This is a genomic window from Immundisolibacter cernigliae, from assembly GCF_001697225.1.
Lineage (GTDB): Bacteria > Pseudomonadota > Gammaproteobacteria > Immundisolibacterales > Immundisolibacteraceae > Immundisolibacter > Immundisolibacter cernigliae.
The window spans coordinates 188,518-204,344 of the sequence record NZ_CP014671.1 but is presented as its reverse complement, the minus strand read 5'-3'; the positions used below and the strand labels follow the sequence as shown (position 1 = coordinate 204,344).

Genomic DNA, 15,827 nt, shown 5'->3' with positions numbered 1-15,827 from the left:
ACGGTTCGTCCGCGTGCCGGCGCCGTGCCGGATGACTGAGTCCACAACCGCGCCAGGCCGTTAACGCCGTCACCGACCATCGCCCGCACAGGACCTGTCGTGTCATACCTCGTATTGAGCGGATTGCTTGTCGGCTTGCTCGTGTTCCTGTGGCCGGCGACTCGTTCGGCGCAGCCCGAGCGCAAGCGAACGGCGCCCCGGGCGCAGCGTTTGTCCCGCAGCACGGCCATCAAGGCGAGCGGTGACCTGGGCGGGACGGCATCGACGACAATTCCGGCGCCCGCGGCCGGCGCAATGCCCGCCGTCGAGCCAATCGCCGCTCCGGTCCTGCACCTGCTCGACTACGACATGCTGGCGCCGGACGTGGCGCTGCAGCTGACGAGCCTGGTCGATGCGCTGCCCCGGCCCCGCGGCATCATGCTGCAACTGGTGCAGGCCGGTGATGATCCGGCCGAGGTGGCGCGTGTCGTCGCCACGGACCCGGCCACCGTCGCGCTGTTGCTGCGCACGGTCAACTCCGCGCAGTTCAACCTGAGCCGCGAAATCATCAGCGTGCAGCATGCCATCACGTTCCTGGGTGCCAACCTGGTGCGTGACATCGCGGTGCGCCACTCCATGGCGATCCCCTCGGATATCCGCGACCTGACCGCCGAGCGCATCTATCAGGGGCTGTGGCGAGACAGCTATCTGGCCAGCGGCATTACGCTGGCGTTGGCGCAGCGTCTGCGAATGCCGTCGCCCTCCATTCTGGCTACGCAGGCCCTGCTGTTCAGGCTGGGCGATATCGTGCTGGTTTCACATCATCCGCAGATGGCGGGCCTGTATCACGCCGATCCGGACCTGATCGAGCTGGTCGATCAGACGCAGCAGCGCTTCGGGTTCAATTCCGCCATGATCGGCGCGCACCTGGCGCAGGTCTGGGGCCTGCCGCCGCAACTGCACACACTGCTGCGGTGCAGCCTGGCTCCGCTGGTTGGGGGACCGGAGTCAGTGGCGACCGACATGCTGCCCGGCGTGGCGCTCGGGCATTTCTCCACGCGGTTGGCGCGGGCGCTGTCGCGGCAGGTCGATTTCGATCTGCCCGCCGCATTGCAGGACATGTTCGCCCGTCCGGAGGCTTACTACCTGGCGGACTATATGGCGGCGATTGGTATTGACGACGTGCAGGCAGTGCTGGGCGAGCCGGCCGTCGAGCGCCGACTGGCCGGGCTGCCCGGCCGCCGTCCGAACGGCTGAATCACGTTGGTCGAGATTTCCTCGATCGACTTGTGGGTCGAGTCCAGGCGCGGGATGTCCAGGCTCTGGAACGCGCAGTTCACGTAGGGCGGGTTAGGCGAAGCCGTCACCCGCCGGATCGCGATCGGAACCTTCCGAACTGCCGCGGGGTGCGGCGGTCGATGCTATTGCGCCGCCACCTTGAGCGGACTGAGCCTGACCGACACGCGCTCGGCGTCGGTGCTGATCCACACCTCGTCGTCCTGCACCAGGCATTGCAGGCGCATGGTGCGCTGCGCCAGCGCGGCCAGGGCCTGGCTGTCGGCCACCGGCAGTTGCAGCACGCTCAGATTAGTCAGGCGCGTCAGCTTGCTTTGGATCTGCTTCCACCACAGATCGCAACTGCTGCTGTGGCACAGGGCGATCACTTGCCCGGCCCGACCGCAGGCCTTGCGCAGGCGGGCCTCGTCCGGCTGGCCGATGTCGATCCACAGCGTGATCTGGCCGGTCAGGTCCTTGACCCAGATTTCCGGTTCGTCGGCCTCCGACAAGCCGCGGGTGAAGGCGATGCCTTCCTGCGCGTTCAGGGCGTACATCAGCACGCGCGCCATCATGCGTTCGTCGGTTTCGGACGGATGCCGCGCCAGCGTCAGGTTGTGCTCGGCGTAGTAATGCCGGTCCATGTCGGCGATTTGCAGGTCGACTTTGTAGATGGTGGCTTTGAGGGCCATTTATTCACGTCCGTGGATGCTGGGGCACGGCGGATTTTCCGAACGCGCGGCGCGTATTGTGCCTGCCACCTGCGTGGGGTACGCCGACGCTATCGAAGGTGTCCGCGATCGGTCCGCCTTTCCGGGTGCGCGCTTGATTCGTTCGGTCGGCGGAAGTTCGCGAAGGCGTGTTTCCAATTCGGCACCTCGTGTGTTGCCTCAAGCAACGCGCAGGCGCGCGCAAACCCGTCAGGCGTGCACCGAGTGCCCGACGCAAAGCTCGTGTACCGGGCCGCAGCCGGCCACCTTCGACGTCGGCGTGCCGCGCTGTTGCGTCTTACACTAGCCGGCAACTGACCTGCGCACGGAAGTTGTGATGAATCGCTCGCGCGCCCTTGACTTGCTCGCCCACTGCAAGCCCACGCTGGCCGAGCGCTACGGCGTTGTGCGGCTGGCCCTGTTCGGCTCCACCGCCCGTGACGCCGCGCGCAGCGATAGCGACGTCGACATCCTGGTTGCCTTCGACGGGCCGGCCACCTCCGAACTGAACCGCCCCGGCTTTCCCGGAGGCTCATTCCCTTGAGAGGATAGAGCCATGAGAAAGTCAGCGAAGTTTTCCCCTGAGGTACAGGAGCGAGCAGTCCGGATGGTGCTGGAGCACCAGGGCGAGCACGGTTCGCAGTGGGCGGCGATCAGTTCGATCAGTGCCAAGTTCGGCTGTACGGCCGAGACGCTGCGGCGCTGGGTGCGACAGGCGGAGCGTGACCGGGGCCTGCGGCCTGGCACCACGACCGCCGAGGCCGAGCGCCTGAAGCAGCTGGAGCGCGAGAACCGCGAGTTGCGACAGGCCAACGAGATCCTGCGCAAGGCCAGCGCGTATTTTGCCCAGGCGGAGCTCGACCGCCGGTTCAAGCCATGACGGCGTTCATCGACGAACACCGCGACGTCTACGGGGTCGAGCCGATCTGCAAGGTGCTGCCGATCGCTCCGTCGACGTACTACACGCAGGCGGCGCGGCGCGCCGATCCGCAGCTGCGGCCGAATCGCGCCTGGCGAGACGATGTCTTGTGCCAGGAGGTCCGCCGGGTCTGGGATGAGAACCAGCAGGTTTACGGCGTGCGCAAGGTCTGGAAACAGCTGCGTCGGGAGGGTTATCAGGTGGCGCGCTGCACGGTGGAGCGGCTGATGCGGCGGCTTGGACTGCGGGGCGTGATCCGCGGCAGGACAGTCAAGACCACGGTCAGCGACAAGGCCACGCCGTGCCCGCTGGACAAGGTCAACCGGCAGTTCCGCGCCGAGCGCCCGAACGCGCTGTGGGTCAGCGACTTCACCTACGTCTCGACCTGGCAGGGCTTCGTCTACGTGGCGTTCGTGATCGACGTGTACGCCCGCCGGATTGTGGGCTGGAAGGTGTCCAGTTCGGCGCGCACCGACTTCGTCCTGGATGCGCTGGAGCAAGCCCTGCACGCGCGCCGACCGACGCAAGGCGGGCTGATCCACCACAGCGACCGCGGCGTGCAGTACGTGTCGATCCGCTACACCGAGCGGCTGGCCGAGGCCGGCATTGAACCCTCGGTCGGTAGCGTCGGCGACTCCTACGACAACGCCTTGGCCGAGACGATCAACGGGCTGTACAAGGCCGAAGTCATCCATCGGCGGTCCTGGCGGACCCCGCAGGACGTCGAACTGGCCACGCTCGATTGGGTGGACTGGTTCAACCACAAGCGCTTGCTGGGGCCGATCGGCGACATCCCCCGGCCGAAGCCGAAGCGAACTACTATCAGCAGACCTGCGAGCTCGCCACGGCGGCGTGACTCACACCAACGAGTCTCCGGGGTTACCGGGGCGGTTCAATTTGTTGCCAGCGGACTGAACTACGACGCCACCGTGCGCAACCTGGAGCTAATTGGCGAGGCAGCAACCCACGTGCCGGAGGCCGTGCGCCAAGCAAATCCGCAGATTCCGTGGCGACTGGTCATCGCTACCCGTAACCGCCTGATCCACGGATATTTGGGCGTCGACAGCGACACTTTGTGGAGCATTGTCAGGAGCGATGTGCCGGTATTACTGCCAAAGCCCGCGTAGGGCGGAATAGCGCAGCGTATTCCGCCTTCCGAGAGCAAGGCTACTCGAAACTCACCCCGCGCACTGCTGATCCGGCGGCCCAATCCGGTGGATAAACACCCCGCTCGACGTAGCGGTGAAACGACGAATACGGCCAGTCCACAACCCGGTCGGCGTGGCCGTGTTTCACGGGGTTGGGATGGATGGAGTCCACGGGTCAACTCGGGTCGGCCGCATCGCGGATCGCGTGTTCCCAGAAGCGCCGCCGCCAGATGCCGCGCTCGCCGGTGCGCTGGCGTCGTTCGGACCGCCGTTCCCCAGCCGCGATGCCGCGCGCGAAGGCGGCTTTGATCGGTCGCCAGCGGGTGGAAAAATCGGCATCGCCGGGCGGCAGTGTCCAGACGCAGTGCAGGTGATCCGGGAGGATCACGATGGCGTCGATGGTGAACGGATACCGATGCCGGACGCCGCGAAACGCTTCGCGCAGCGTCCCGATGTTCTCGACCAACAGCCGGCGGCGGCGTTCGAGCAGGGCGACAGTGAAGAAGAAGGTTCCGCCAGGGATGTCAGCACGAACGTAGTGCGGCATGGCGGGAGTGTAACGGTGGCTGCGGGGCAACCCGGAAGGCGGAATACGCTGCGCTATTCCGCCCTACGCGGGCTCAAACACAATGCGGCGCAATGCGCTGGGCTTATTGCGCGGTCTCGTCTGTTATCACGGTGACCTCTTCGATCTCCGACATCTCAATCTGCATAGTGTCTAGGATCGGCCCCAATGACGAGACGAACTCTGGTCCGTGCGCCGCCCTTGATAGGTCCAAGCTGATTGCAATCGTTCCACGCACATGTAACTCGAACTCCTGTTCGGCCTCAAAGTAGTGCTTATTGTCGTATTCTGAAATGCTAATTTGCGATGACTTATCTTCGGGCATGCAGTACCAGTCGGATTTGAAAATATAGAAATCGGCCAAGACCGTCATTTCAAATTCGAAAGGCATTGAAATTACGCCATCTCCATAGTACTCCGCCTCGTCCCAGATGAGGCCCCCGTTGGTTGGCACGTCCAACATTGAAATCGTGGCCTCATTGTTATCATCGGGTATTGATGAATCTCGAAACGTGTACCAAACGAGAGCGTCGAATATCTTCTTAGACGCCGCTTCGCCTACGATCGAGGCGCGCGCCTTTATTAGTTCTAGGATCTCAGCAAAATGGTGCTTCGCGTCGGCGTCCTTAATGACAGATTGGCAGGCCGCTGACCGCACAAAGTCGTCCAGAGACTCGTATACAGAAATATTGTTAATTGATGCACATGATTCTCGTAGCTGTCGATCCGCTGCGACGACGTGAAGATGCTCCTCCTTGCCCGCAATATCTTGTGCACATTCGAAAATGAAGGCATCTGGAAAGTCTTGCCTATTCTTGGGTGATTTGAACGGATGCGAGCCAGAGAAATATGCGTCTATCACCCTTTGTCCATGATGCGGCGCGACCGTGTGGACTTCAGCGCCAATATGGTCACACCATTGCGCGAACTCATCTTCTATCCATCTTTGCGCTTCAGAAATTGAGCCTTTACCTGCCGCCGCTTGCTTTTCTAAAGTTTCCTTTAGGTCTGAAGCCATCGGCTTCTTCAGCATCTTATTCGACAACCGGTCGATTTCTCTTAGAGGAGCGACATATTCATCATCTCTGTAGCTAAGGAAACGCTGATCAATCCCCCGAAACCAGCGCTATGGACATGACGGCGCTGACGCGTGACCGCCCCTGGGGAAAAACGGCCCGTTTTCGGGTGTGGATCGGGCCAATGTGCGTGTTCTGGCCGGATATTCCGGTTTTGGGCTCCCTCAGGACGCACGGAGGGTGTGCCGCGCCCGAAGGCGCCAGCCGGCAATCACCACGTTGGCCAGGCCGAACAGCGTGAACAGCTGCGCCTGGTTCTTGGCCAGCCCCCGGTAACGCGCCTTGCGGTGCTTGAACAGGTTCTTGATGATGTGAAACGGATGCTCGACCTTGGCCCGCAGGCTCGCCTTGACCTGTTCGATCCGTTCCTGCAGGCGGCCCAGCGCGTCATCGGGCAGGGCCCGGCGCACGCCCGGGCGCAGCGCCACGTGCCAGGTGACCGGCGTGTCCCGATTCTCCGGGCGCTTGGCTACGCCCTGGTAGCCGGCATCGCCCAGCGCGTCCGTTTCCTGCCCGTGCAGCAGGGCGTGCGCCTGGGTCACGTCGTTGACGTTGGCCGGCGTGGTCAGCACCGTGTGCACCAGCCCCGAGTCCAGGTCGACCCCGATGTGCGCCTTCATGCCAAAGTGCCACTGGTTCCCCTTCTTGGCCTGATGCATGTCCGGATCGCGCGCCCGGTCGCGGTTCTTGGTCGACGGCGGGGCGGCGATCAGCGTCGCATCCACGAGGGTGCCCTCACGCAGCAGCAGGCCCTGGCGGGCCAGGTGATCGCGAATCGTCTCGAAGATCACCCGGCTCAGACCCTGATCTTCCAGCAGGCGGCGGAACTTCAGCAGCGTGGTCGCATCCGGCGCCGCCTCGCGGGCCAGGTCGATGCCGATGAAGCAGCGGATGGCGTGGCTGTCGTACACGGCGTCCTCGATGCCCTCGTCCGACAGCCCAAAGCACTGCTGCGCCACGTACATGCGCAGCATGCGCGACAGCCCCAGCGGCGGGCGGCCCGGGCCCTTGCCGGCCGGGTAGAACGGCGCCAGCGCCGCCTCCAGCTGCGCCCACGGCGTCACCGCCTGCAGCTGCGCCAGGAAGCGCTCGCGGCGCGTCTGCTTCTTCTTGCCGGCGTACTCGAGGTCGGAAAAGCTCGTTTGCATGACGTCTGCTCACCACCGCTGCGGACCAGGTCACATTGTCTCAGGACCAAGGTCTCATGCCTCCAACGGGAGGGAATAAATCAGCGTTTCCCTAAGGAATTCTCTTCGAACCAGGTCAGGTATATGAGTTTTCAATCCGCGGGCGTTGCCGATACGCCCTACCACCTGGAAGGCCGCTGATTTCCTCTGCGGGTCTTGGCGAAGCACGCTAGTGTCGATCAGGAGATTTAGCATTTAATTGTCTCGTGACAGCTAACGTGGAGTTGAGGCGCCTGCGCGGCTTTTCGCGCAGGTCGCCTCGAACGCAGGCCTATGCCTCATGTTTATGGCTTCCGCGGAATTGGGTCGATGGCTTCGAGAGTCTTTGTTTCCAGATTGAACGCCAAGAGAACGATGCCGCCCGAGGCTCTTGGTACTTCCAGATTCGCGGCAAATTCGGCCTCTGGCGCATGCGAATGATATGCCTCAAGAAATCCAAGAAAGGCATTAAGAATTTCGTCGTACTCGCGTTCAGAAACTTCTCGCTGAATAAGAAGCTTGAAACGCAAATTGCCATTACCCTCTGCCATGATGGAATAGACAAGAGAGTAAGGCTGGTTCGGCGACGTCTTCCCTGCGCTCGATACCACAGCCATTTGCGGCGCGGCGGGTCCCAAGAGTTTCTCTCGAAGTGTCATGAAGCCGGCCTTCAATAGGTTGTAGTGATCTTTCCCCATCTCCGTCAAGAAGCCATCGAAGTATGACTTTCCGATGTAGATGATGGCCGCCGTAGGGATTAGCCACTCCAACCCGGCGTAAATTTCGCCATTCTCGCGTGACTCAATATCGAGCTTCAGGCGTTCGGTAGCAATTGTTCGCACAAACTCGGAGAAGACCTCCTCCGGAATTGAGTCGATGTGAACGATTGCGATCTGAGGAGAAGTGGTCATGGCACGCGCCTATCAGGCCTAACGTGAGTTATCCGACATTTGTCGGAATAAATGTATTATCCGACACGCCCGGCAACCTGGGCGTCGTGTGCCAACCTCACGATTCATAACGTTCACCCTGTCCGATAAGCTGGACCTGCACATGAACACTGCTCCTGCCGATCATTCGGTGTCCCGGCCTCGCCCAAGCTGCTCGATCAGCTTCGGGAGCGTGTGCGGCTGAAGCACTACAGCCTGCGTACAGAGCGTGCATAGGCGCGATGTGTGAAACGATACGTCTACTTTCACCGCAAGCGCCACCCACGGGGCTGGCAAGGAGGCGGTCGAGGCGTTTCTGACATCGCTGGCGGTGGAACGCAACGTGGCGGCCTCCGACGAGACACAAGCGTTGTCCGCGTTGTTGTTTTTGTACGCGGCCGCGTCGCGCGACCCGGCCCCTCACCAGCTATTGCGCAACTCCCGTAGCCGCAGGAATACGTCCTTGGGCGAGGGCTGATCCGGCAGGTCCGGGAACGCCTCGCGCAGGCGGGCGATGACGGTTGGGTTGCTCAGGCGAAAGAAGGTGTTGACCTGTTTTTCCTCGCCCAGCGTGGTCAGGCGAGCGGCATGCGGGTCCTGTTGTTCCACCTGTGCCAGCAGTGCACCGGCGCGCGGGTTGGTCGGTTCGCGGTCCAGGGTGAACTTGAGGTTGTTGGCGATGTAGTCGTGGCCGGGATACAGCACGGTCGCGTCCGGCAGTTTGGCCAGTTGCTCGGCAAAGGTCCGGTACAGGTGCTCCGGGTGGCCGCCGCCGTGGCAGTTGCCGGCGCCGGCGTTGAACAGCGTATCGCCGCTGATCAGGCCCGGCTGATCGCCGCGACAGAACAGGCACACGTGGCTCATGGTGTGGCCGGGGGTGTCGAGCACTTCCAGTTCGCCGGTCTTGCCGATGACGATGACGTCGCCGGCGTGCAGGCCGCGGTCGATGCCTGGGATTCGGTCTTTCGCGCCGGCATGGGCCAGCAGCTTGGCGCCGGTGGCGGCGATGATTTTTTCGTTGCCGCCGATGTGGTCCGGGTGCTCGTGGGTGTTCAGCACCTGCGTGATGCGCCAGCCTTTCTCGGCCGCCCTGGCCAGCACCAGGTCGACTTCCAGCGGGTCAACGGCCAGCGCCTCGCCGGTGTCGGGGCAGCCGATCAGGTAGTGGAAGTTGCGATAGCGGTTATCGGAATAGATTTGCTCGATGACCATGGTGATGTCTCGCGTTTTGCGGTGTCGGGATGAGGAACATGGCGCTTGCGCAGGTTCGGCGCAGGGGGCAGTTTCGGATGAAGCTTATCGCGGCACGTCGTGACAGGGGGTGGTGCCGTCGGCATGTTGTTGAGCTGGACTCACTGAACTTAAATTCATAACCAAGGTTTGCTATGCGCACAATAAACATTCACGAAGCCAAGACCCATCTGTCGAAACTGATCGACCAAGCGGTGCGTGGACAGCCGTTTGTGATCGCCAAGGCTGGCAAGCCGCTGGTCAAGGTCTCCCGGCTGGAAGCCGCGGACGAACCGCCGCGCCAGCGTCTCGGGTTTCTGGCCGGGCAGATCGAGGTGCCGGACGACTTTGACCGCATGGGCGCAGCGCACATCGCGCAGCTGTTTGGCGCAGACCGATGAAGCTGCCGCTGTGGGCCGCTGTGGGCCGCGGGAGCGCCGCAGCGCCTGTCGGAACAAACGTCGCCCGGGCCGGGGTTTTCATGGCAGTCGCCAAGACTCCGGCATAGATCCGGGCGGCAGGGCTCAACCCTGCATCAGGGTCCGTTCCTGCGTCAGGCAATCGGCAAAACTCGGCCGCGCCAGGGTGCGCGCCAGGAACTGCGTGAGTTTCGGGAAAGCCGCGGCGTCTACCTGTTCGCCGGCGTATTGCAGGTTCACGAACTGTGTCGCGACCGCAATGTCGCCCAGCGTCAGCGTGTTGCCGCCCAGGGCACCGGTGCTGATCTGCTGTTCGAGGTACCCGCACACCGCCGGCAGTTCGTGCAAGGCGGCGGCGACCTTGGCCTCGTCCACCGGCAGGCCGCGCAGCTTGCCCTTGACGATGCGCTCGAAGAACACGCCGGCGGTGAGCACCTCGAACAGCTTGCTGTCGGCGTACTCCTCCAGCCACAGCGCGGTGGCGTAGGCGGCCGGGTCGGCCGGCAGCAGGGCCGGCGTCGGGTAGCGCTTCTCGATATAGGCGCAGATCACGCTCGAATCGGCCAGGCCGATGTGTTCGTCGCGAAAGGCTGGCACCTTGCCGAACGGACTGAGCGCCCGGAACTCGGGGTCGTCGCTGCCCGGGAACACCGGATTCAGCTCGTACGGGATGTTCTTTTCCGCCAATGCGACGCGCACCTTGCGCACGAACGGGGAAATCGGGGCACCGAATACGACGGTCATGGCAAGGCTCTCCTCGGGTGGGTCAATGGCGCCGCCGGGTTGCGAGCGGCAGTCAATCGTACGTGAGGCGACTGCGGCGCAGGTAGGCGTAGGTGCCGCCCAGGCCCGCCAGCAGCAGCGCGCCGGTGGCCAGGAACGCGCCCTTCAGGCCCAGCGCGTGCACCAGCCCGCCCAGCAGCACCGGCACGGCGAAGTAGCCGAGCCGGTTGAACAGCGTGCGCAGGCCGATCACCAGCCCGCGCTGGCTGGGCGCCGTCTGGCGGCCGATGGCCATGAGCAGGGTCGGCAGGCTCAGGCCCAGGCCCAGGCCGTGCAGGGCGCTCAGCAGCCCGACCGCAATCGGGGCGGTTACGAACGGCACCGCGCTGATGGACAGCGTGGCCAGCACGATGGACCCGAACAGTACCGCGGTCATAGAACTGCGCCGGATGAGCTGCGCGGCCAGCAGCGAACCGACCGAAACCGCCCCGTTGATGCAGGCAAACATGAAACCGATGCGCGCCGCCGAGAAACCGATCTGGTCCAGGTGCACCGGGTAGAACGACGCATTGACGGCGGCCGACGACAGCCGCAGCAGCGTCAGCAGCATCACGATCAGCAGCGGTGCCTGCCACAGCAGCGGCAAGGCCTGTCGATAGGCGCCGCTGCTGACCTGCCACAACGTGCCGACGCGCTCGTGCTCGCGGATGTCGGGCAGGGGCAGAGCCACCAGCGTCAGCAGTCCGCCCCACACGGCCATCAGCAGGAAACCGGCGCCGAGGCCCTGCCAGCTGACCAGCGCGCCGGCTGCCAGCGGCGCCAGCAACATGCCGATGCTGCCGGCAAAGGAAAATCGGCCCATGAAGCTGTTGCGCTCGCCGGTCGGCGTGGCGCGAATGGCGTAGGACTGAGCCGACAGCCAGCTCATGCTGCGCGCCAGTCCGCCGAGCAACTGCAGGCCGCAGGCAGTCAGAAAGCCGCCGGCCAGCGGATACAGCGCCGCCGTCACGCCGGCACCCAGCCCCGCCCAGATCATGATGCGTCGGTCGCCGTAACGGTCGCACAGCGCGCCGGCCGGCACCGCCAGCAGCAGCGGGCTGAGCGAGGCCAGCGCCACCGCAATGCCCAGTTGTGCCGGTGGCAGGCCGCGGTCGAGTGCCCACAGCGGCAGCAGCATGCCGATCAGCGACTCGGTGGTGATGCCGAAAAACGCGCTGGCGTAGACCAGGGCGCGTTGCAGCGGGCGAAGTGGGGCGCCCGCCGGGACGGTGGAACTCACGCGCTGCGTCTGCCTCGTTGGGGTGTTTTGGCCTGCCGCGCCAGCAAGGGTGCCAGAAAGCGTCCGGTGTGCGAGCGCGGTTCCAGCGCCAGGTCTTCCGGTGTGCCGCAGGCCAGGATCTCGCCGCCGCCGCTGCCGCCTTCGGGGCCAAGATCGATCAGCCAGTCGGCGGTCTTGATCACGTCCAGGTTGTGCTCGATCACCACCAGCGTGTTGCCGTCGTCGCGCAGGCGCGTGAGCACGCCCAGCAGGAGTTCGATGTCCTGGAAATGCAGGCCGGTGGTCGGTTCGTCCAGGATGTACAGCGTGCGACCGGTGTCGCGCTTCGATAGTTCCCGCGACAGCTTCACGCGCTGCGCCTCGCCGCCGGACAGGGTGGTGGCGGCCTGACCCAGACGCACGTAACCCAGGCCGACGGCGCTGAGCGTGTCCAGCTTGCGCTTGACGATGGGCACCGCGCTGAAGAACTCGCCCGCCTGTTCGATGGTCATGTCCAGAATCTGGTGGATGTTTTTGCCCTTGTATTGAATCTCCAGAGTCTCGCGGTTGTAGCGCCGGCCGTGACATATGTCACAGGGCACGTAGATGTCGGCCAGGAAGTGCATCTCCACTTTCAGCATGCCGTCGCCCTGGCAGGCCTCGCAGCGGCCACCGGCCACGTTGAAGCTGAAACGCCCCGGTCCGTAGGCGCGGGCGCGCGCCTCCGGCGTGCCGGCCATCAGTTCGCGGATCGGTGTGAAAAGACCGGCATAAGTGGCTGGATTCGAACGGGGTGTTCTGCCGATCGGACTCTGGTCGATGTTGACCACCTTGTCGATCTGCTCCAGGCCATGGATGGCCTGATACGGGGCCGGCTCGTCGCGCGCCTGGTTCAGCTTCTGCGCCACCGCCTTGTACAGCGTCTCGTTGATCAGCGTGGACTTGCCGGAGCCGGACACGCCGGTGATGCAGGTCAGCAGGCCGAGCGGGATTTCCACCGTCACGTCCCGCAGGTTGTTGCCGCTGGCGCCCTCGATGCGCAGCACCCGCTGCGGGTCCGGCGGCGTGCGCGTGGCCGGCAGGGCAATGGCGCGCTTGCCGGACAGGTACTGGCCGGTGATCGAATCCGGGTTGGCGATGATCTGGGCCGGCGTGCCCTCGGCAATGATGTAGCCGCCGTGCACGCCGGCGCCGGGGCCGATGTCGACCAGGTGGTCGGCCAGGCGCATGGCGTCCTCGTCGTGCTCGATCACGATCACCGTGTTGCCCAGATCGCGAAGGTAGGTGAGCGTGGACAGCAGGCGCTGGTTGTCGCGCTGGTGCAGGCCGATGGACGGCTCGTCCAGCACGTAGAGCACGCCGACCAGGCCGGCGCCGATCTGGCTGGCCAGGCGGATGCGCTGCGCCTCGCCGCCGGACAGGGTGTCGGCCGAGCGCGCCAGGGTCAGGTAGTCGAGGCCGACGTTGACCAGAAAGCCCAGCCGGGCCTCGATCTCGCGCAGGATTTTCTGGGCGATGGTGCCGCGCGCGCCGGGCAGTTCCAGCGTGCTGAAAAAGGCCCGTGCCTGGCCCACCGGCAGCACCACCAGCTCCGGCAGCGGCCGGCCGGCGATGTAGACGTGCCGTGCCTCGCGCCGCAGCCGGCTGCCGCCACAGGCGGTGCACGGCCGGTTGCCCAGAAAGCGCGACAGGTGCTCGCGCACGGCGTTCGAGTCGGTCTCGCGATAGCGGCGGGCGAAGTTGTTGACGATGCCTTCGAAGGCGTGCCGCTTGCGCTTGCCGCGCCCGTCCGGGCCGGCGTAGGTGAAATTGATCGGCTCCTCGCCGCTGCCGAACAGGATCGCCTGCTGGTGCAGCTGCGCCAGTTCCTCGAACGGGGTTTCGATGTCGAAGCCGTAATGCCGGGCCAGGCCCTGCAGGATGTGCATGTAATAGGCATTGCGCCGGTCCCAGCCGGGAATGGCGCCGGCGGCCAGGCTCAGCGTCGGGTCGGCCACGATGCGCTGCGGGTCGAAGAACTGCGCCACCCCCAGGCCGTCGCACTCCGGGCAGGCGCCGGCCGGGTTGTTGAAGGAGAACAGCCGCGGTTCGAGCTCGGCCAGCGAATAGCCGCAGTGCGGGCAGGCAAAGCGGGCCGAGAACAGCAGCTCGGCCGCGTCCTGGTCCAGAAACGCCACCTTGACGATGCCGTCGCCCAGCGCCAGCGCCGCTTCCAGCGAATCGGCCAGGCGGCTTTGCGCGTCCGGGCGCAGGCGCAGGCGGTCGACCACCACCTCCACGTGGTGCTTGCGCTTGCCGTCCAGCGGCGGCGCCTGGTCGAGCTCCACCAGCTCGCCGTCGATGCGCGCCCGCACGTAGCCGCGCCCGCGCAGGCCCTCGATCAGCTGCGCGTGCTCGCCCTTGCGCCCGGCCACCACCGGCGCCAGCAGCATCACGCGCGTTTCCTCGGGCAGCGCCAGCAGCGTGTCGACCATCTGGCTGACCGTCTGCGCGCGCAGCACCACGCCGTGCTCGGGGCACTGCGGTTCGCCGACGCGGGCGTACAGCAGGCGCAGGTAGTCGTAAATCTCGGTGATGGTGCCGACCGTCGAGCGCGGGTTGTGGGAGGTGCTTTTCTGCTCGATGGAAATGGCCGGCGACAGGCCCTCGATGTGATCGACGTCCGGCTTTTCCATGACCGACAGGAACTGGCGCGCGTAGGCGGACAGGGACTCCACGTAGCGGCGCTGGCCTTCCGCGTACAGCGTGTCGAAGGCCAGCGAAGACTTGCCGGACCCGGACGGGCCGGTGATGACCGTCAGCTTGTCGCGTGGCAGATCCAGGTCGATGTTCTTCAGGTTGTGCGTGCGCGCGCCGCGGATGCGGATGGCGGGCTGGCCTTCGGGAATGCTGCTCATGGGGTGGGCTTGCGACGGGCGGCGGCTGCAAACCGGCCATGTTACGGGGCGCGCCAAGCGCTGCGCAAAGCGGCGCGCCTTGTGGCGGCGGGCGGCGCGGCCGGATAATGCCGACCCGGCCGCGTGCACCGTCGCGCCGCCAACGACCCGATCCGACCCCCGCTTACATGACACCCAGCGAACGGCGCGTTACCGGCACCCTGTCGGCCATCTACATACTGCGCATGCTGGGGCTGTTCCTGCTGCTGCCGGTGCTGGCGCTGTACGCCGAGACACTGCCCGGCGCCACGCCGGCCATGATTGGTCTTGCGCTGGGCATGTACGGGCTGACGCAGGCGCTGTTCGGCATTCCGTTTGGCAGCGCGTCGGACCGTTTCGGGCGCAAGCCGGTCATCACGGTCGGCCTGCTGCTGTTTGCCGCCGGCAGCGTGCTGGCGGCGGCTGCCCACAGCGTGACCGTCATCATCGCCGGCCGGGCGCTGCAGGGTGCGGGCGCGGTGGCGGCGCCGATCATGGCCCTGCTGGCCGATCTGCTGCGCCCGGAGCAGCGCAGCAAGGGCATGGCCGCCATCGGCATCAGCATCGGCGGGGCCTATCTGGTGTCGCTGCCGCTGGGGCCGGTGTTGGCGGCCTGGCTGACGGTGCCGGGCATTTTCCTGATGATCGCCGTGCTGGCGCTGGTCATGATCGGCCTGCTGTGGTGGCAGGTGCCGACCCCCGTGGTGTCGCGCGCGGTCAGCCGGCCGAGTGGGCAACTGCGCGGGGCGCTGAGCGACCCGCATCTGCTGCGGTTGTACTTCAGCATCATGGCGCTGCACATGCTGATGACCGGTACCTTCGTGGTGCTGCCGCCGCTGCTGCGCGACAACCTGCACCTGCCAGCGGCGCAGCATCTGTGGCTGTATCTGCCGACCGTGCTGCTGTCGATCGCGGCCATGGTGCCGCTGATCGTCTACGCCGAGCGGCGTGCCCGCCTGAAGCAGGTGTTCGTGGCCATGGTGGGCCTGCTTACCGGCGGCCTGCTGGTGCTGCTGGAGGGCAGCCACGCGCTGTGGGGTGTGGCGGCCGGGCTGCTGGCCTTCCTGATCGCGTTCAACGTGCTGGAGGCCACGCTGCCGTCCATGATGTCGCGCCTGGCACCCATGGCAGGCCGCGGGTCGGCGATGGGCGTGTATTCAACCGCGCAGTTTCTGGGGGCATTCATCGGCGGGGCAGGGGCCGGCTGGTTGCGCGGCCATCACGGCGCCACGGGCGTGCTGCTGGCCGGCCTTGCGCTGTGCGTGATCTGGCTGGCGGTGTCGATCGGCCTGCAGGCACCTGTCCACCTGAAAACGCAGCTCATCGACGTGGGTCGGTTGAGCCCCGAGCGGGCGCGCACGTTGACCGACGAGCTGACGGCGCTGGTCGGCGTGGTCGAGGCGGTTGTGATTCCGGAGGAAGGTGTAGCCTACCTGCGGGTGGATGGGCAGCGTTTCGAGCCGGCCAGCCTGGAGCGGTTCGCGGCGGCGAAAATTTGATGATTTCGACATTACG

The 15,827-nt window shown here is 65.2% G+C and carries 13 protein-coding genes, 3 pseudogenes and 1 other annotated feature; of the genes and pseudogenes, 7 read left to right on the top strand and 9 right to left on the bottom strand.

Features of this window, described 5'->3' with window-relative positions:
* Positions 1-294: 294 nt before the first annotated feature.
* Positions 295-1,236 carry an HDOD domain-containing protein gene (locus PG2T_RS01015; RefSeq protein ID WP_068802425.1) on the top strand — a complete coding sequence of 314 codons (942 nt, stop codon included), beginning with the start codon at positions 295-297 and terminating at the stop codon, positions 1,234-1,236.
* A 164-nt stretch (positions 1,237-1,400) separates the two neighbouring features.
* Here PG2T_RS01015 and PG2T_RS01010 read toward each other — a convergent pair whose 3' ends face one another.
* A complete protein-coding gene (locus PG2T_RS01010) occupies positions 1,401-1,946 on the bottom strand; it encodes a YaeQ family protein (RefSeq protein WP_068802424.1) in 546 nt (181 codons plus the stop codon).
* Positions 1,947-2,301: 355 nt separating this feature from the next.
* Here PG2T_RS01010 and PG2T_RS01005 point away from each other — a divergent pair.
* The 3 genes and pseudogenes from PG2T_RS01005 to PG2T_RS16800 all read left to right on the top strand — a co-directional run.
* Positions 2,302-2,469: pseudogene (locus PG2T_RS01005) on the top strand (nucleotidyltransferase family protein); the annotation flags it as partial.
* Between the two features lie 51 nt (positions 2,470-2,520).
* A pseudogene (locus PG2T_RS00995) lies at positions 2,521-3,739 on the top strand (IS3 family transposase).
* Positions 2,799-2,915, top strand: a sequence feature (AL1L pseudoknot). It overlaps the preceding pseudogene by 117 nt.
* Complete coding sequence (locus PG2T_RS16800; RefSeq protein ID WP_257756513.1) at positions 3,675-4,010, top strand: HepT-like ribonuclease domain-containing protein; 336 nt, start codon at positions 3,675-3,677, stop codon at positions 4,008-4,010. The pseudogene PG2T_RS00995 and the gene PG2T_RS16800 overlap by 65 nt, the downstream one beginning before the upstream one ends.
* 40 nt (positions 4,011-4,050) lie before the next feature.
* Here PG2T_RS16800 and PG2T_RS00990 read toward each other — a convergent pair.
* The 4 genes and pseudogenes from PG2T_RS00990 to PG2T_RS00975 form a co-directional block, all read right to left on the bottom strand.
* A pseudogene (locus PG2T_RS00990) lies at positions 4,051-4,578 on the bottom strand (REP-associated tyrosine transposase).
* 103 nt (positions 4,579-4,681) lie between these two features.
* On the bottom strand, positions 4,682-5,629 hold the full coding sequence (locus PG2T_RS15900; RefSeq protein ID WP_145930947.1) for a PIN domain-containing protein: 948 nt from the start codon (positions 5,627-5,629) through the stop codon (positions 4,682-4,684).
* Between the two features lie 207 nt (positions 5,630-5,836).
* Positions 5,837-6,820 carry an IS5 family transposase gene (locus tag PG2T_RS00980; RefSeq protein ID WP_068802296.1) on the bottom strand — a complete coding sequence of 328 codons (984 nt, stop codon included), beginning with the start codon at positions 6,818-6,820 and terminating at the stop codon, positions 5,837-5,839.
* 323 nt (positions 6,821-7,143) lie between these two features.
* Positions 7,144-7,749: a hypothetical protein gene (locus tag PG2T_RS00975; protein ID WP_068802421.1), complete on the bottom strand. Its 606-nt coding sequence runs from the start codon at positions 7,747-7,749 to the stop codon at positions 7,144-7,146.
* Positions 7,750-8,098: 349 nt separating this feature from the next.
* Here PG2T_RS00975 and PG2T_RS16905 point away from each other — a divergent pair, with 349 nt between their 5' ends.
* A complete protein-coding gene (locus PG2T_RS16905) occupies positions 8,099-8,245 on the top strand; it encodes a hypothetical protein (RefSeq protein ID WP_202816385.1) in 147 nt (48 codons plus the stop codon).
* Here PG2T_RS16905 and PG2T_RS00970 read toward each other — a convergent pair.
* Positions 8,188-8,979 (bottom strand): MBL fold metallo-hydrolase, encoded by a 792-nt coding sequence (locus PG2T_RS00970; protein ID WP_068802420.1) that lies wholly within the window; start codon positions 8,977-8,979, stop codon positions 8,188-8,190. The two genes, PG2T_RS16905 and PG2T_RS00970, sit on opposite strands and share 58 nt — an antisense overlap.
* 173 nt (positions 8,980-9,152) lie before the next feature.
* Here PG2T_RS00970 and PG2T_RS00965 point away from each other — a divergent pair, with 173 nt between their 5' ends.
* A complete protein-coding gene (locus tag PG2T_RS00965; protein WP_068802419.1) occupies positions 9,153-9,398 on the top strand; it encodes a type II toxin-antitoxin system Phd/YefM family antitoxin in 246 nt (81 codons plus the stop codon).
* A gap of 123 nt (positions 9,399-9,521) precedes the next feature.
* Here PG2T_RS00965 and PG2T_RS00960 read toward each other — a convergent pair whose 3' ends face one another.
* From PG2T_RS00960 to uvrA, 3 genes are read right to left on the bottom strand one after another with little or no spacing between them, the layout of a single operon-like run.
* Positions 9,522-10,160, bottom strand: coding sequence for a glutathione S-transferase family protein (locus tag PG2T_RS00960; RefSeq protein WP_068802418.1), 639 nt, complete (start codon positions 10,158-10,160; stop codon positions 9,522-9,524).
* A 52-nt stretch (positions 10,161-10,212) separates the two neighbouring features.
* Positions 10,213-11,418 (bottom strand): MFS transporter, encoded by a 1,206-nt coding sequence (locus PG2T_RS00955; protein ID WP_068802417.1) that lies wholly within the window; start codon positions 11,416-11,418, stop codon positions 10,213-10,215.
* The gene (gene uvrA, locus PG2T_RS00950; protein WP_068802416.1) at positions 11,415-14,294 is read right to left on the bottom strand and encodes an excinuclease ABC subunit UvrA; all 2,880 of its coding nucleotides are present in this window, start codon (positions 14,292-14,294) and stop codon (positions 11,415-11,417) included. Before uvrA ends, PG2T_RS00955 begins: the two co-directional genes overlap by 4 nt.
* Before the next feature lie 167 nt (positions 14,295-14,461).
* Between uvrA and PG2T_RS00945 the strand changes: the two genes are divergently transcribed.
* Positions 14,462-15,811: an MFS transporter gene (locus tag PG2T_RS00945; RefSeq protein WP_068802415.1), complete on the top strand. Its 1,350-nt coding sequence runs from the start codon at positions 14,462-14,464 to the stop codon at positions 15,809-15,811.
* Positions 15,812-15,827: the final 16 nt, after the last annotated feature.

Bases quoted from the DNA above. Each gene is read 5' to 3' on its own strand.
- PG2T_RS01015 (WP_068802425.1), top strand. From the start codon at position 295: ATGCCCGCCGTCGAGCCAATCGCCGCTCCGGTCCTGCACCTGCTCGAC.
- PG2T_RS01010 (WP_068802424.1), bottom strand. From the start codon at position 1,946: ATGGCCCTCAAAGCCACCATCTACAAAGTCGACCTGCAAATCGCCGAC.
- PG2T_RS15900 (WP_145930947.1), bottom strand. From the start codon at position 5,629: ATGCTGAAGAAGCCGATGGCTTCAGACCTAAAGGAAACTTTAGAAAAG.
- PG2T_RS00980 (WP_068802296.1), bottom strand. From the start codon at position 6,820: ATGCAAACGAGCTTTTCCGACCTCGAGTACGCCGGCAAGAAGAAGCAG.
- PG2T_RS00975 (WP_068802421.1), bottom strand. From the start codon at position 7,749: ATGACCACTTCTCCTCAGATCGCAATCGTTCACATCGACTCAATTCCG.
- PG2T_RS00970 (WP_068802420.1), bottom strand. From the start codon at position 8,979: ATGGTCATCGAGCAAATCTATTCCGATAACCGCTATCGCAACTTCCAC.
- PG2T_RS00965 (WP_068802419.1), top strand. From the start codon at position 9,153: ATGCGCACAATAAACATTCACGAAGCCAAGACCCATCTGTCGAAACTG.
- PG2T_RS00960 (WP_068802418.1), bottom strand. From the start codon at position 10,160: ATGACCGTCGTATTCGGTGCCCCGATTTCCCCGTTCGTGCGCAAGGTG.
- uvrA (WP_068802416.1), bottom strand. From the start codon at position 14,294: ATGAGCAGCATTCCCGAAGGCCAGCCCGCCATCCGCATCCGCGGCGCG.
- PG2T_RS00945 (WP_068802415.1), top strand. From the start codon at position 14,462: ATGACACCCAGCGAACGGCGCGTTACCGGCACCCTGTCGGCCATCTAC.